Source organism: Leptospira selangorensis, from assembly GCF_004769405.1.
Taxonomy (GTDB): Bacteria; Spirochaetota; Leptospiria; order Leptospirales; family Leptospiraceae; genus Leptospira_B; species Leptospira_B selangorensis.
In genome coordinates this window covers 1-14,121 of the sequence record NZ_RQES01000019.1, presented here as the reverse complement: position 1 = coordinate 14,121, position 14,121 = coordinate 1, and the positions used below count along the sequence as shown (strand labels likewise).

Below are 14,121 nucleotides of genomic sequence, written 5' to 3'. Positions count from 1 at the left end.
TTGGGAAAAAATAAACGGTATATAAGTATGCCCTGTTTAATATCCCCACACATATAAAAAACAATCCGTGATTGATTGGGAATTCAATGGAGAGAATTCAAAATGTTTAACAGAAGGAAAATGAAAATTTTTAGTTCTGTTTTGGTGGTCTTTGCTATCCTAGCAAGTTGCTCCCCTGAAACGGACCAAGCGTATCTACCTTTCTCGCTTCCAAAATCGGCAAAGTCCACGTACAACTCCGTGAGAGCTTTTTTAGTAACTACCAATCCTCCGGTCGTTCCTCTGAGCACAAACGGTAGATATATCGTAGATTCTAATAATAACCGTTTCAAATTGAAAGCGGTGAATTGGTATGGAGCAAGTGATACTCGTCAGGTAGTGGGAGGCTTGGACAAGCAGCCTATCTCTCATATTATTTCTTTGATCCAGGAATGGGGTTTTAACTCGGTTCGTTTGCCTTTTTCCAATCTAATGCTTCATGATGCAAATATCGTTCCGAACGAATATGTGGCAGCTAACCCGCAATTTTTCGGTAAAACGGCATTACAGATCTATGATGAAACTGTTGCCGCTTTGACTGCTGCAGGGATCGTAGTGGTTCTAAATAACCATACTACTTTCTCCGAATGGTGCTGTGGATTCGACTATAACGGTCAATGGTATCATACAGGATCTTCCTTCGCTTATAACCAAACTCCTGAAATGTGGAAAGCGGATTGGGTCTTCTTAGTAAATCGTTATAAGAATAATAAGTTAGTCGCTGCTGCGGATCTTAGAAACGAAGTGCGCACCCAACGTTTTAACGATACTCATCTACCTAATAGCCCTAACTGGGGTTGGAATAATATAGACGATTGGCGTAAGGTCGCAGGTGAAGCAGGAAATGATATCTTACGTGCAAACCCGGATATGGTTATTGTTGTAGAAGGTATCAACTGGTGGGGAGCGATCCCGATCTTAGGTTCAGGAGAACGTCCTCACCTAAAACCTGTTAGAGATCTTCAAGTTCATATTCGTAATGTGAATAAACTTGTTTATGCAGCTCATAACTACGGATTTATCGGACCTAAACATAACGGTGACGATGCAACGTCAGGCGGAAATATCAAATACAAGGACATGGATTTAAATACATTCCGAAACACTATCACAGACGAATGGGGTTACGTTACTGATCCTGACGCAGTTACTACTGCTCCTGTTTGGGTAAGTGAATTCGGTGCTTCTCCAGGAGAAACAAATCCTGCTGATAGAGAGTGGCTCAAAAGACTCGTGGATTATTTAATCGAGAAGGATCTTGATTTCGCATTCTGGCCTCTAAACGGAGAAGATGAATGGGGACTTGTAACTTCCGATTGGTCTCAAACCAAAAGAGGTAACTGGCGTGATGAACATATGGATCGCCTTCTTGCATCCAATGGTAAGACCGGAGCTGTTGCATATGTAGATCATTTGACCAAGATCGGATTTAACGGTGTAGATGATAACGTAAGTACGATCGATAACGATTGGCTATCAGGTGCAAACAAAGGAACCTGTCCAGATGGGGAACGTCTATTGGGTTTAAGCCGTGACCAAAGAGCACTTTGTAGTGATACAAAATACGGAAAACTTTGGCATGCTGACCGCGCGATTAACGTACAAGCCGTTTATGAGACTGGTACTCGTTACCATGGCACTGGAGATTGGGCAGGCGGATTTACAAAATACGAATGTCCTAACGACTACTATGTTGCAGGAGCGACTAAACACTCCTGGGGAACTAGTGGTATCCTTTGTGCGCACAGTAAGGTCCCTCTTGCTAACTCTTGCCGCACTATCTGGTTCGACAGAGGAGATAGCCGTTCTTCTCAACGTGGAGGAGACTGGGCTCCAGGTTCTTATAAAGGACAATGTGCTGATACTGAATATGTAGCCGGGGTCGCTCAAAGAGACGGAGGAGGAGCTGCACTACTTTGTTGTTCTTCTCCATTGAGCGGAGAATTACCTTTAGTATATAAGGCAAAAAATCTTTCTCACCGTACCGGATTCGCAGAAGGTGATGCTTGGGTAGTAACTACGGCTGATCATTGGGCGGATCATATTATCTATGGCCCTTATGACAGAGGTCGTTGGGGAACCGGTAACAAACGAGCTGTATTCCGTATGTTAGTAGATGTTACTAACGCGAATAACGATAAGATTGTGACCATAGATGTTTATGATGGCCAAGAAGTATTGGCAAGAAGAGATGTCTACAGAAACGAGTTTGTTGGTCCAGGCCAATATACTAACTTCTCATTAGATTTCAACATAGCACCTGACAAAGCGGATCGCCCTATGGAAGTTCGCGCATGGTGGTTTGATACTTCTTATGTGAAAACTGAAAACGTGACCATTCAAAATAGATAACAAATATCAAACTTTCCTCCGCCGGTCCTTCCTGCGGAGGAGGTTTTACGAATGAATTAGTACTTTTCTAAGAATCCTGGGATCTCAACCTAAGAGAATGGAATCCCGGAAAATATCCCCCAATTACTGGACTTATACTTCGGAGAAGATGTTCTCTGAAATCGGTTCCGGGCAGAGTGGCCTCGACAAATCCGAAGCCAGAAAACGATTGGGAATCTACGGGAAAAATAGTTTCGGTTCTGGCCAAAAAGTCGCCGGGATCGTATTGTTCCTAAGACAATTTGCAAACCCAATCACTATCATTTTACTTTTTGCGTCGGCCTTGTCATGGTTCCTGCGCGACCCAACGGATGGGATCATCATCCAATGTATCGTTTTATTAAGTAGTGTACTAGGTTACTGGCAGGAGAAGAGCGCGAGTGATTCACTACATTCCTTATTGTCCATGGTTAGATTAAACGCGTCTACGATCAGGGATAACGTTGAATCCGAATTGGATTCACAATCATTAGTACCTGGTGATTTAATCCGATTAAGAGTTGGGGACATCATACCTGCAGATGCTTATCTTATTAATTCGGACCGTTTGTTTTTAGATGAGGCCGCTTTTACAGGAGAAACTTTTCCAGTGGAAAAAACCATTGGACCGTTACCCGAAGAAACTGCTTTATCCAAACGATCCAATTTATTATACATGGGTTCCCATGTAGTCAGCGGTTCCGGTTTAGCTCTCATCTATGCTACAGGGAAAAATACACAATTCGGAGAGATCTATAAACGATTGAACGAAAGAAAGCCGGAAACGGATTTCGAAAAAGGGATCCGCAAATTCGGTAACCTTCTACTTGAAATCACTTTGGGCTTAGTATTGGTAATTCTTGGAATCAATATATTACTGGAAAAACCGATCTTAGATTCCTTTTTATTCGCATTAGCGATCGCCGTCGGACTCACACCTCAATTATTACCGGCAATCATCAATATAAATTTGGCAAAAGGCGCCAAACAAATGAGCCAGAAAAAGGTGATCGTAAAACGTCTGAACTCAATTGAAAACTTCGGCAGTATGGATGTACTATGCTCCGATAAAACGGGAACCCTAACGGAAGGAGTGATCCAAGTACATACAAGCGTAGATCCGAATGGAAATCCAAACCAAGATGTATTAAAATTTGCATCGATCAACTCTAACCTACAGAGCGGTTTCCAAAACCCAATGGATCTAGCGATTAGCAAAGCATGGCCGATCTCAGCGGATACGGTCCCTAAATCAGGAGAACTCTCTTATGATTTTCATAGAAAAAGGATCACGATAATCGCTGAGATAGATGGAAAACGTACGGCAATTTGTAAAGGTGCCTGCGGTCCTCTTTTAGACATTTGTGATCGATACATAGATCCGCAAGGACAGATACGACCAATATCAAAAGAATTAGAATCCATTCAAAAGGTATACGAAACCTTTAGTCGGGACGGGTATCGTATGATCGGGATCTCTATTAAGGAGATTCAAGAGAACGATCCGGTAGACTATGAAATTGAATCTGAAATGGTGTTCTTAGGATTCGTAGCTTTTTCAGATTCTGCAAAAGCAGGGATACAGGATACAGTCCGTAACTTAGGTGATTTGGGTATTCGTCTGAAAATGATTACAGGCGATAATAGATGGATTGCAGGACAGGTTGCCAAGTCCGTAGGAATTTCCAATACAACGATACTTACCGGGGAAGAATTACAAAGTATCGGAGAAGAAGCCTTGAGGGTAAAGGCGGAAGAAACTGATGTATTTGCCGAGATAGAACCGAATCAAAAACAAAGGATCATATTAGCTCTAAAAAAAGCAGGCCATGTTGTCGGGTATATTGGAGACGGGATCAATGACGCTTCTGCACTCCATTCTGCGGACGTGGGTATATCTGTTGACTCGGCAGTAGATGTCGCAAAAGAAGCAGCGGATATCGTTTTATTGGAGAAAAATTTGGCGGTTTTATTGGATGGAGTCAAAGAAGGACGCATAACGTTTGCAAATACTTTAAAATACGTGTTTATGGCAACCAGCGCGAATTTTGGAAATATGTTCAGCGTGGCAGGGGCCTCAGCATTCTTAAGTTACCTCCCGCTCCTACCTAAACAGATCTTATTGACAAATTTGTTAACTGATCTACCCGAAATGACAATTGCCTCGGACGAGGTAGATAAAGATTGGATCATCCGTCCTCGTAAATGGGACATCAAATTTATAGGAAGATTTATGCTGATGTTCGGCTTCCTAAGTTCCCTTTTCGATTATGCTACATTCGGTTTATTATTATTCGGATTGGGCGCGAACGAAACCCAATTCCAAACCGGATGGTTTATTGAATCCGTGGTTTCCGCAAGTCTGATCGTACTCGTGATCCGTACTAAAAACGTATTTTACCGGAGCAAACCGGGAAAATTACTATTAGGAGCAACCTTACTCTGCATTTGCTTCGTATTTGCGATCCCCTATCTTCCTTTGGCTAAAACATTCGGCTTCGACCATTTGCCGTTATTATTCTATGGCTACTTACTTGGAATTATAGTATTGTACATTGGCTCCGCAGAAGTTGCAAAATTTTTCTTTTATAAAAAAGAAAAATGAAAGAGCCGATGTAAGTCTTCTCGTTATACTTCCACAATCACTCTCAAAAAAGTGGCAGGAATTGAGATCCCAGTACCGGTACTTCGATTCTCTGAATTTGCGAGTTCGATCAGTTGTTCACGTAACTTATCAACCTTCCCATTTTTTTCAGCAGATTCAAAAGCGTTCATCGTAGGACCATAATATTTTCTTAATGATTCTATCAGATCTTCAGGAGTTTTATCGGGAGAAATAAAACTATATGTATCTTTCAGTAAGGAGATCTTTTCCGCCTTCACTCCTGCCTTAGCAAAATAATCCATAATATACGCTTTCATTCCCCAAGTCATAGGATTTACAAAACCTTCCGGGGGCGGAGGTGAGAAAGAAGAACTTATCTTTAATAACTGAGAAACAAACGAACTAGGATCATTCGGGATCCAGTTCCCCATCACAATACGACCGCCGGGTTTTGTGACTCTTACCATTTCACTTGCAACATCGAACGGTTTCGGGGCAAACATCGCACCAAACATTGAAAGAGTTAGATTAAAAGAATGATCCGGGACTTCTTGTAAATTACATGCATCTCCTTCTTGGAATTTTAAATTAGAAAGCCCTTCTTCTTTTGCCCTTCTATTGCCTGCTTCTACTAGATTTTTTGCAATATCTATCCCAAGCACTTCTGCTCCGGTTCTTGCTAGCGGGATAGCTGTAGTTCCATCTCCGCTTCCTAAATCTAAAATCCTTTGCGAAGATGTAATTCCTAAATTCGTTACCAGCTCTTCTCCTGATCTGCGCATCAATAAGGCAATCTCCGTAAAATCACCCTTCTCCCATAATATCTTGTTTGGATTTTCTGTTTTGGATTCCAAGGCCTGTTTTATCATATAAGTGTAAATCCTATTATAAAGTAGTATGTTCTTTCCAACCTTCCACCCGATATCAGGCAGAATAAATTCTCAGTGACAGGATGATTATATTTGCAGATGATGAAAGCTCCTTGTATAATTCTGCAACTTATGGAAATTAATTCTCACCCACTTGATCGACAGGAAAGGATTTGTATTTGGGGAAGTCGTTGTCTGTTTGCAGGCCATCTTCCCGACCTAACCTTACGTCGAAGAGCGGCAGCAACAGTTTGTATTAGTTTAGATGGAGAATTCCAAGTTTCCTTAAATAATTCCGATTGGATTAGTTTCCGTTCTGCACTCATTCCTCCTATGGTAGATCATTCTATTAGATTTTCGGGAAAGTTCTGCGTATTACTTTTTATGGATTTAAGCAGTCCGAATTATGAATCTTTAAGAGCATCCAATTTAGAAAGTGAAACAGACGGTATATTTATTTCTTTAAGGGAAGAAGAACAATTATTCTCTAAGATCAATCAAGTCCTATCTACTGATCCAGGCTCGGAAGAGGTTATATTAGAATTATTAAATCAAATCCCGCCGATCGTGGAAAACAACGTTAGAACGATCGATCCTCGTATCCAAAAAATAGTGGAATTGATCACCACAATGCCTCATGAAGATCATTCAGCAAAAGATCTGGCGGAATTTGCAGGTATGTCCGTTTCTAATCTGGAACATCAATTTAAGAAAGAGATCGGTATTCCATTCCATTCTTTTCGCACTTGGTTCAGACTTAAGTTAACCGTGTATTCTCTTTTGCATGGGATGAGCCATACGGATTCGGCCCATCGCGCAGGATTTTTCGACTCCGCTCATTTTACCAGAACCTTTCGCTCCACGTTCGGATTACCTCCTTCTGAAATATTTAGAAGCACAAGGCATCTGAAATCATTTATAGAAGTACCTGCAAGTTATGCAGAAGCTTAATAATTTAATTGTATAATAAAAATATTAAGTCTTCTTATTCATAACTAAGATAAGTTCTCATTTCACCCTTACCTTTCACATTTATCAATCTTCGAATTTCTAGCTGAGATGTATCTTCAAGTAGATCGTAGGTTGTTTCCGAGATTTGGATCCGACCCGGCACACCATGCGATTCCAATCTACTAGCGGTATTCACAGCATCGCCCCAAAGATCATATGCGAATTTTTTCTTGCCGATCACCCCGGCAACAACGGGACCGGAATGGATACCAATCCTCATCCTCAAAGGATTTCCGGAAGGATCATGCAATGTCTTTACAAACTTTTGCATTTCGATGGCCATTTTCATCGCATTTTCTGCGTGATCTTCATTCCAAATCGGAATACCGGAAACTGCCATATACGCGTCTCCGATCGTTTTGATTTTTTCCATTCCGTATTTTTCAGCCAGAAGATCAAAATGGGAAAACACATCATTCAAAAAATGAACCAAAGTTTCAGGAGATACCTTTTGAGAGATTACGGTGAAATTTTCTATATCCGCAAATAATATAGAAACCAGTTTGTATCCATCGGCGATGGTAGACGGATTTCGTTTTAATCTTTCCGCTATCGGTTCCGGTAGAATATTCAAAAGAAGATTTTCAGCTCTATCATGCTCTTGTTTATTTTTGGAAATAAAATAGTATAAGCTGAAAAAAGTAAGGGTTCCTGCTCCTACAATATTGATCACAAAAAATAATATCTGCATATTGCGTTCTACCTTTGGCACAGGTAGATGTAGATAAAATTCGGAGAGTCCAGTTAAGACCAAAACGACAAGGAATAATCCGAACCATACCAAACCTTGGCGGATTGGAGCGAAAGAAAGAGCTCCAAGTGGACAAAGTATTGCCCAAATAATCACTGCTCCGGAATTCTCAAAACCTCCTAAGCTCAATTGTAAAAGTACAGGAAGTATTAGGATAAAAAGAAATTGAAGAAATCTAAAAGCTAAATACTTACCTGTAACAAAAACAAAAAACAGGCTTAACAAACTTAAGACCGCGTAACCTCCGGGGATCAAGGCAGATTGCGGAAACCCTAACATAAAATACAAAAAGCTCCATAAAAATCCCGCAGCAGTAAACGCCATCGAAAAATTGATGAGCCCATCTTTGTGAAGTTTATCTCTTTCTTTTGTTCTCATGTCTTAACTCCCTTTTCCTTAATCGACTGATGTAGAAAGGCCCGGTGTTTGTATAATTCTGCAAAACTTCCAAAAAATCGAATAGCCTCTATAATTTTTTTCCAATCGTCTGCAGGATTATACAAGGTTCGAAAATAGAAGTGTCGTATATTGATGTATATGCACGTTACAAAGGATAAAATTTAAAAAAATGAAAGATATTCTTTTTTACCAGCTATTCGAATCCCAATCTTCTACTTACACTTACTTGATTGCGGATATGGAAACCAAGGAAGCGGCAATCATAGATCCAGTTTGGGAAACTGTAGATAGAGATCTAAAACTGATCAGAGAGTTGGGTCTTTATTTAATGTATATTTTAGAAACCCATATACATGCAGATCATATTACTGGAGCCTCCGAAATCCGTAAAAACACTATGGCCCAAACAGCTGTAAGTGCATTAACGGAAATCGATTGTGTAGATATTCTGCTCGAAGACGGACGTATTCTTCCGCTTGGGAACAAAAATATAAAAGCGATCGCGACTCCAGGACATACCAATGCGTGTATGAGTTTCCTATTCGAAGGAATGGTATTTACAGGAGATTCACTTCTGATCCGAGGCACCGGTAGAACGGACTTCCAAGAAGGATCCGCCTCCAAACTATACGATAGCATCATTCAAAAACTATTCTCCCTGCCTGATGAAACCAAAGTTTATCCGGCACATGATTATAAAGGTTTAACAAGCACTACAATCGGATTGGAAAAAAGATTAAACCCGAGGATAGGAGGGAACCGTTCAAAAGAAGAATTCCAGAAGATCATGGAAGAATTACAATTTACAACTCCTAAAAAAATGCACTTGGCACTTCCTGCAAATACCGGATGTGGAAGTTTGGAAATCGTAAGAACGATGAATCCTCAAAGTATATCAGGAATTCCTACTGTACTGAATGAAGACGTATTTAAAAAAATTGGAAATATAAAAATTATAGATGTACGTTCTCCGGATGAATTTCACGGGGAGTTAGGACATATTCGGACTTCTCAACTTGTAACTCTCGGACCTGATTTAACTAAATATTTAGAAGCAGGCGATCGTTTTGAAGAGATCATCTTCGTATGTCGAAGCGGAAAACGTTCCAAACAAGCAACGGAAGAAAGTATTCGTTTAGGTTATAAATTCACATCCAATATGGCAGGAGGGATGGTGAATTGGAATGAGAAGTACCTGCCCAGAGGGGAATAAGAATGGCAACAGAATGGATAATGGGCCTTATAGGTGGAGTGGTGATTGGTATCGCCGTTTCTTTAATGCTTTTATGGAACGGAAGAGTAACCGGAGTCAGCAGCATTGTATATGGAGTATTGGTACCGATCAAAGGTGATATAGAATGGAGATGGTATTTTATAGTAGGATTACTTATCGGAGGTCTTTCTTTAAAAATCACAGCGCCTGAACTTTTAGCAGCGGAACTACAAACAACAGCATGGATCGGTTCTGTTGCAGGAGTACTCGTAGGATTCGGCGCAATGTTAGGAGGAGGTTGTACAAGCGGACATGGAGTTTGTGGAGTAAGTAGAGTTTCTCCTAGATCCATAGTAGCAACAATCGTATTCATGGCTGCGGGAATGGCAGCAGTAGTATTACTCAGAAAAACAGGGCTAATTATATGAAATATAATATAGGAGCCTTGATTGTAGGTTTATTATTCGCGATCGGTCTCGGCATGTCCGGAATTTTACAACCTGCAAACATAATAGGATTTCTAGATATATTCGGAAAATGGAACCCTACCCTACTATTCACGATGGCTGGAGCAGTAGGAGTTCATTTTATCACTTACAAATTGATACGAAAAAGAAAAACTCCAATGTTCTCCAAGGATTGGTTTATTCCAACTCGCCAAGAGATCACCCCTGCATTGATTATCGGGAGTTTGATTTTTGGAATCGGCTGGGGATTGGGCGGTTATTGCCCTACCGTTTCAGTCACCACTCTTGCAAGCTTTGAAACAAGGCCAATTATCGTTTTTGTAAGTATAATTTCAGGAATGTTATTATTTTGGCTCCTAGATAAGAAAACGAATTTGAAAAGCAAATTAGAATAAGCTAATGCTTATCCTAGGATATATATCTTCCTTTATTATGGGAACTATGCTCGGCCTGATTGGTGCAGGAGGTTCAATTCTCACAGTTCCCATACTTTTTTATTTTTTCGGACAAGATGCAATTTTTGCGACAACAAACTCACTCTTCGTGGTCGGCATAGCAGCCTTAACCGGATCAATCTTTCAGATAAAAAAAGGAGATACGAATCTAAAAATTGGAATGTATTTCGCGGCACCAAGCTTTATAGGTATTTATATTGCGAGAAACTTACTTCTTCCTTCCATTCCAAACATCTTAATTTCCAATTTTGGGATCACATTAACAAAACCTTTGTTTATAATGATCATTTTCTCGATCATAATGGTTTTTAGTTCTTGGACTATGATTCGCTCCAGCAGCTCTATTCCTGCAGAAACAGAAACGACTAAATTGAATACGATACAAACGAACTTCTTATCGATTGGTATCAAAGGATTGATGGTAGGAATGATTACCGGATTTGTAGGAGCAGGAGGAGGATTTCTAATCATTCCTGCTCTTGTAATTTTGCTCAAGTTTCCCATCAGGAAGGCAGTAGGAACATCACTAATTATTATTTCAGCAAATTCTCTTTTCGGATTCGGAATCAGTTTCAGATCGGTGCAAACTGAAAATTGCCCATTACTTCTAATAATTTGTGGCCTGGGAATTGCAGGAATGTATTTAGGACAAAAGCTTTCGCACAAAATAAGTGAAAGATCTCTGAAAATTGGTTTCGGTTATTTTGCATTAGTCATCGCTTCCCTGATCTTGTGGGATCAGGGGTTGAAGCTATGATCCATGACCGAGTTATTCCTCTGAATTTTTTCTCTTTTCGTAATCCTTATTTTAAATTCGAGTTTATATGAAAATTACATAATACATTAAATCAACTATATTCTAAAATCTGCTTGTCCGAATCCGTTTTCAATTCCAAAAATGATCGTCATGAAGTATACAGAAAATGGTTTGGAAGAAGCGGGCATGTGAATGCGCTACAAACGTGTAATCATCGCACCCGATAAATTCAAAGGGACACTTAGTGCAACACGCGCTGCAAGTGCAATGTATTCCGGTGTTCGCTCTGCTTTGGGTGATTCAATCCAGGTGCTCAAACTCCCTCTGGCTGACGGGGGCGAAGGAAGTCTTGTCGCTCTACACTCACTGCGGCCAAAGTTAAATCTTCGCGCAGATATTCTCCCTAACGCGAGTGGGTTCAACCGTTCCATTTGTTACCTTGTCAACGAGACCGATGCTTACTTTGAATCGGCACGACTACTTTCCTTAAACTTCAGAGATAATCGCCGACTTCCTATTCTCGATCGCAGGAGCAGCGGTCTTGGTCGCTGGGTTCTGCATATGCTCACTCAGCAAAAAAGGAATTTGTTTTTGTTCCTCGGAGGTACGGCAGTATGCGATGGAGGACTAGGAATCTTACAAGAATTCGGATTTCAGTTATTAGACGGAAAAGGTAACTCGGTGAATTCTCTGCGAAATTTATCTAATGTGAGAAGGCTCGTACCTCCTGACACATTTACCTCGATACAAGCCAATATCAAAATGTTTTCTGATGTAACCAATCCTCTACTTGGTCCAACAGGCGCTCCAAAATTGTTTGGCCCTCAAAAAGGAGCGACGCCAAATGATGTGGCCTTATTAGAAGATGGGCTTGGTCAACTCTCCCGCTTGTGGGCAGAGTTCGCTAAACAAAGCGACACAAATTGGCCGGACGGTGTCGGTGCAGGAGGAGGAATTGCACTCCCATTTCTTGGAATGGCAAGAAAGCAAGTAACGCTCGGCTCAGGTTCTCATTTTTTTCTAGAAGAATCCAGATTAGTTGATACAATCCGTCCAGGCGATTTAGTCTTAACCGGAGAAGGCAGAACTGATGCAGGTACTCTGGCAGGCAAACTTGTAGATGCAGTGGTTCATCTTTGTCGTAAGGTTGGTGCTGACTGTTTGGTAATCAGCGGAGCCGTAGCCGATCGCGATAGATTGGAAGCAGCCAATTATCCTAAGACAATAGCGGTTTCAAACAACGGTAGTGTGCCGTCACGTAAAGTAGCGGCGGATGAGCTGTCTCGGGCTGTTACGAGAGCGCTTGCTGGGGTGAAGTAATTTTATTTAAGGTGATAATATTAGAGAATACTTTCCAAATGAAATTCGAACTACTTTGGAAATTCTAAAGCTTAGCCTATATTACTCACGAAGGTTTGACTATATACAGGCAAGCGGTTTTAAAGAAAAGGAGAGAAATGGAAAATCTTTCTACATTTGATTATAGCTATGTTGGCTTTAACTTCTAGACAAAAGAATTCGGTTAAGCTTCGATAGAAAAAGAAAGGTTCGAGTTCGAGAGTAAGTTATGTTGAACTAAATAAGAATTTCTTTGAGCTCAAAAAAAACAGTCGCGAAAGAGATTACCATACTAATTACAATCTTCTTACATACACACGCAAGAGGATAAGATCAGTAGGTCGTATAGCAATTATCTTATCACAAATTTGCAGAGTAGATTTACTCTCTGCCATTTAGCATTAACTACATATCTCCATCAATGATGTATGCCAATACCTAGCATACGAATAAAACGAAACCAACGACAAATTAAACTTAAAGGAAGTTAAATCATTATAGTAACCTCTCGTGTCCGTCACATAAATCATATTAAACATAAAGGAGACGATTACGGGAGGATTTCAAGAATTTTCACCTAACTCCTCGATCTGTAAACCTCTAAATTTTACTTCCACATGCAACATATCTGAATCTAATTTCCCAGACAATATTCCATCAGAAGTAGAAATATCCATCACATATATTTCATTAGCCTTAACGTGATCGCCTTTCCGATCATAAGGTAGCGAAAGGTCATGATCAAATTCACTTGTTTTTCGAATATTTAACTCTATCAACTGCCCAAAAGTGACTTTCAATAAGCCTTTTTTTCGAATGCTATTTAAAACCTCCGAGTAATAGGCCTCCGTAATTACTATTAAGTCTGTAGCTGTCGGACTCAAAGAAAAGTCCACCAATATGCAATCAATAAAAAGGTATTCCTGAAGGTTATCTTTATGCATAATACTTAGTCGGGATCAAGTGGCATATGGCCATACTCTGCCTTAGTTCCAGTTTTCCCTGTTGTTGGATCCAAGTAACTTCCTGATTCCGACCTTGCAGAAAATCTATACTTCTTACTATCGGGATGAATATCTTCATATTTTGATGGTTCCTTCAATTTTAACATCCAATCTCCTTTTTCACCGTTTTTACCTTTTACACCCCATGTCTCAATTCCATTTTCATGACTTAACTTTTCGTATCCTTGCTCTTTTGCCCAACTTCTTAATTCTGATGATTTTGGTATCTGTGAAAATCTAGAATTGGCACCCGATGCTCCACTGCCTCCAGCCTCTCCAGTTGCAGGAGAATTACCCGGACTCGTTTCTGGAGTTCCCATCCTAAGTTTTGCAACTTTGCTCGCCCCCCATTTAAAGCCGAATTTAGCCCCAATACCTCCACTCAAAGTACTGCCTATTAGATTTCCGGAACGTTCATAGGTTTCTAATTCCCCTATTTTCCGCCCATTCTCTTCACCTTTCAAAAGAGTATGAATCTCTGATCCGATTGCATAAATTCCAAACCCAAGAAGGCCGATACCAACTGCAAGGGCAATAGCGGGGCTTGCGACTACACTCAATCCACCTAAAGCAACCCCCCCGACAAATCCTAAAACTCCTCCAATAACTGCGCCGGTAAGCAATCCTTTTCCAAAAGCCCAAGCTCTATCACTGTTGGATGGGGAAGGATTCCTGCTTCCAATAACATTTATAGGCGCTGACTCTAAAGATTTGTATTCAGACTTACTTCCTTCATGTCCAGTTGGATCTTTCGTATTGATCGGATTGCCCTTTACATAAGAAAACCGGTTCCAGCCTTGGGTATCATCTGCACCATCAATAATCGAATCCGCAGTTACAAAC

At 40.5% G+C, this 14,121-nt stretch carries 12 protein-coding genes; 8 read left to right on the top strand and 4 right to left on the bottom strand.

From position 1 onward, the window contains the following. Nucleotides 1-102 precede the first annotated feature (102 nt). The gene (locus EHO58_RS15270; protein ID WP_135627231.1) at nt 103-2,391 is read left to right on the top strand and encodes a glycoside hydrolase family 5 protein; all 2,289 of its coding nucleotides are present in this window, start codon (nt 103-105) and stop codon (nt 2,389-2,391) included. A gap of 97 nt (nt 2,392-2,488) precedes the next feature. Beyond that, a complete protein-coding gene (gene mgtA, locus EHO58_RS15265; protein ID WP_135680503.1) occupies nt 2,489-5,014 on the top strand; it encodes a magnesium-translocating P-type ATPase in 2,526 nt (841 codons plus the stop codon). 23 nt (nt 5,015-5,037) lie between these two features. Here the strand turns inward: mgtA and EHO58_RS15260 are convergent, their stop codons facing one another. Continuing rightward, complete coding sequence (locus EHO58_RS15260) at nt 5,038-5,883, bottom strand: class I SAM-dependent methyltransferase (RefSeq protein WP_135680502.1); 846 nt, start codon at nt 5,881-5,883, stop codon at nt 5,038-5,040. Nucleotides 5,884-5,982: 99 nt separating this feature from the next. On the opposite strand from EHO58_RS15260, the gene EHO58_RS15255 reads away from it, so the two are divergent. Next, the gene (locus EHO58_RS15255) at nt 5,983-6,834 is read left to right on the top strand and encodes a helix-turn-helix domain-containing protein (protein WP_135680501.1); all 852 of its coding nucleotides are present in this window, start codon (nt 5,983-5,985) and stop codon (nt 6,832-6,834) included. Between the two features lie 34 nt (nt 6,835-6,868). Here the strand turns inward: EHO58_RS15255 and EHO58_RS15250 are convergent, their stop codons facing one another. After that, entirely contained in the window at nt 6,869-8,023 is a 1,155-nt protein-coding gene (locus tag EHO58_RS15250) for an adenylate/guanylate cyclase domain-containing protein (RefSeq protein WP_135680500.1), read from the bottom strand. A gap of 190 nt (nt 8,024-8,213) precedes the next feature. Here EHO58_RS15250 and EHO58_RS15245 point away from each other — a divergent pair, with 190 nt between their 5' ends. From EHO58_RS15245 to EHO58_RS15225, 5 genes are all read left to right on the top strand, one after another. Continuing rightward, complete coding sequence (locus tag EHO58_RS15245; protein WP_135627236.1) at nt 8,214-9,257, top strand: MBL fold metallo-hydrolase; 1,044 nt, start codon at nt 8,214-8,216, stop codon at nt 9,255-9,257. Between the two features lie 2 nt (nt 9,258-9,259). Beyond that, the gene (locus tag EHO58_RS15240) at nt 9,260-9,685 is read left to right on the top strand and encodes a YeeE/YedE family protein (protein ID WP_135680499.1); all 426 of its coding nucleotides are present in this window, start codon (nt 9,260-9,262) and stop codon (nt 9,683-9,685) included. Next, on the top strand, nt 9,682-10,119 hold the full coding sequence (locus EHO58_RS15235) for a DUF6691 family protein (protein WP_135680498.1): 438 nt from the start codon (nt 9,682-9,684) through the stop codon (nt 10,117-10,119). Before EHO58_RS15240 ends, EHO58_RS15235 begins: the two co-directional genes overlap by 4 nt. 4 nt (nt 10,120-10,123) lie before the next feature. Beyond that, complete coding sequence (locus tag EHO58_RS15230; protein WP_135680497.1) at nt 10,124-10,936, top strand: sulfite exporter TauE/SafE family protein; 813 nt, start codon at nt 10,124-10,126, stop codon at nt 10,934-10,936. A 192-nt stretch (nt 10,937-11,128) separates the two neighbouring features. After that, nucleotides 11,129-12,256 (top strand): glycerate kinase, encoded by a 1,128-nt coding sequence (locus tag EHO58_RS15225; protein WP_135680496.1) that lies wholly within the window; start codon nt 11,129-11,131, stop codon nt 12,254-12,256. Nucleotides 12,257-12,837: 581 nt separating this feature from the next. Here the strand turns inward: EHO58_RS15225 and EHO58_RS15220 are convergent. Together EHO58_RS15220 and EHO58_RS19585 are read right to left on the bottom strand one after the other, a co-directional pair. Further along, on the bottom strand, nt 12,838-13,158 hold the full coding sequence (locus EHO58_RS15220) for a hypothetical protein (protein ID WP_135680495.1): 321 nt from the start codon (nt 13,156-13,158) through the stop codon (nt 12,838-12,840). A 65-nt stretch (nt 13,159-13,223) separates the two neighbouring features. Continuing rightward, nucleotides 13,224-14,121: RHS repeat-associated core domain-containing protein (locus tag EHO58_RS19585; protein WP_476737864.1), on the bottom strand; the 898-nt coding region annotated here is incomplete at its 5' end.

Coding starts and splice junctions, on each gene's coding strand:
- EHO58_RS15255 (WP_135680501.1), top strand. CDS start 5,983: ATGATGAAAGCTCCTTGTATAATTCTGCAACTTATGGAAATTAATTCT.
- EHO58_RS15225 (WP_135680496.1), top strand. CDS start 11,129: ATGCGCTACAAACGTGTAATCATCGCACCCGATAAATTCAAAGGGACA.
- EHO58_RS15230 (WP_135680497.1), top strand. CDS start 10,124: ATGCTTATCCTAGGATATATATCTTCCTTTATTATGGGAACTATGCTC.
- mgtA (WP_135680503.1), top strand. CDS start 2,489: ATGGAATCCCGGAAAATATCCCCCAATTACTGGACTTATACTTCGGAG.
- EHO58_RS15270 (WP_135627231.1), top strand. CDS start 103: ATGTTTAACAGAAGGAAAATGAAAATTTTTAGTTCTGTTTTGGTGGTC.
- EHO58_RS15240 (WP_135680499.1), top strand. CDS start 9,260: ATGGCAACAGAATGGATAATGGGCCTTATAGGTGGAGTGGTGATTGGT.
- EHO58_RS15260 (WP_135680502.1), bottom strand. CDS start 5,883: ATGATAAAACAGGCCTTGGAATCCAAAACAGAAAATCCAAACAAGATA.
- EHO58_RS15245 (WP_135627236.1), top strand. CDS start 8,214: ATGAAAGATATTCTTTTTTACCAGCTATTCGAATCCCAATCTTCTACT.
- EHO58_RS15235 (WP_135680498.1), top strand. CDS start 9,682: ATGAAATATAATATAGGAGCCTTGATTGTAGGTTTATTATTCGCGATC.
- EHO58_RS15250 (WP_135680500.1), bottom strand. CDS start 8,023: ATGAGAACAAAAGAAAGAGATAAACTTCACAAAGATGGGCTCATCAAT.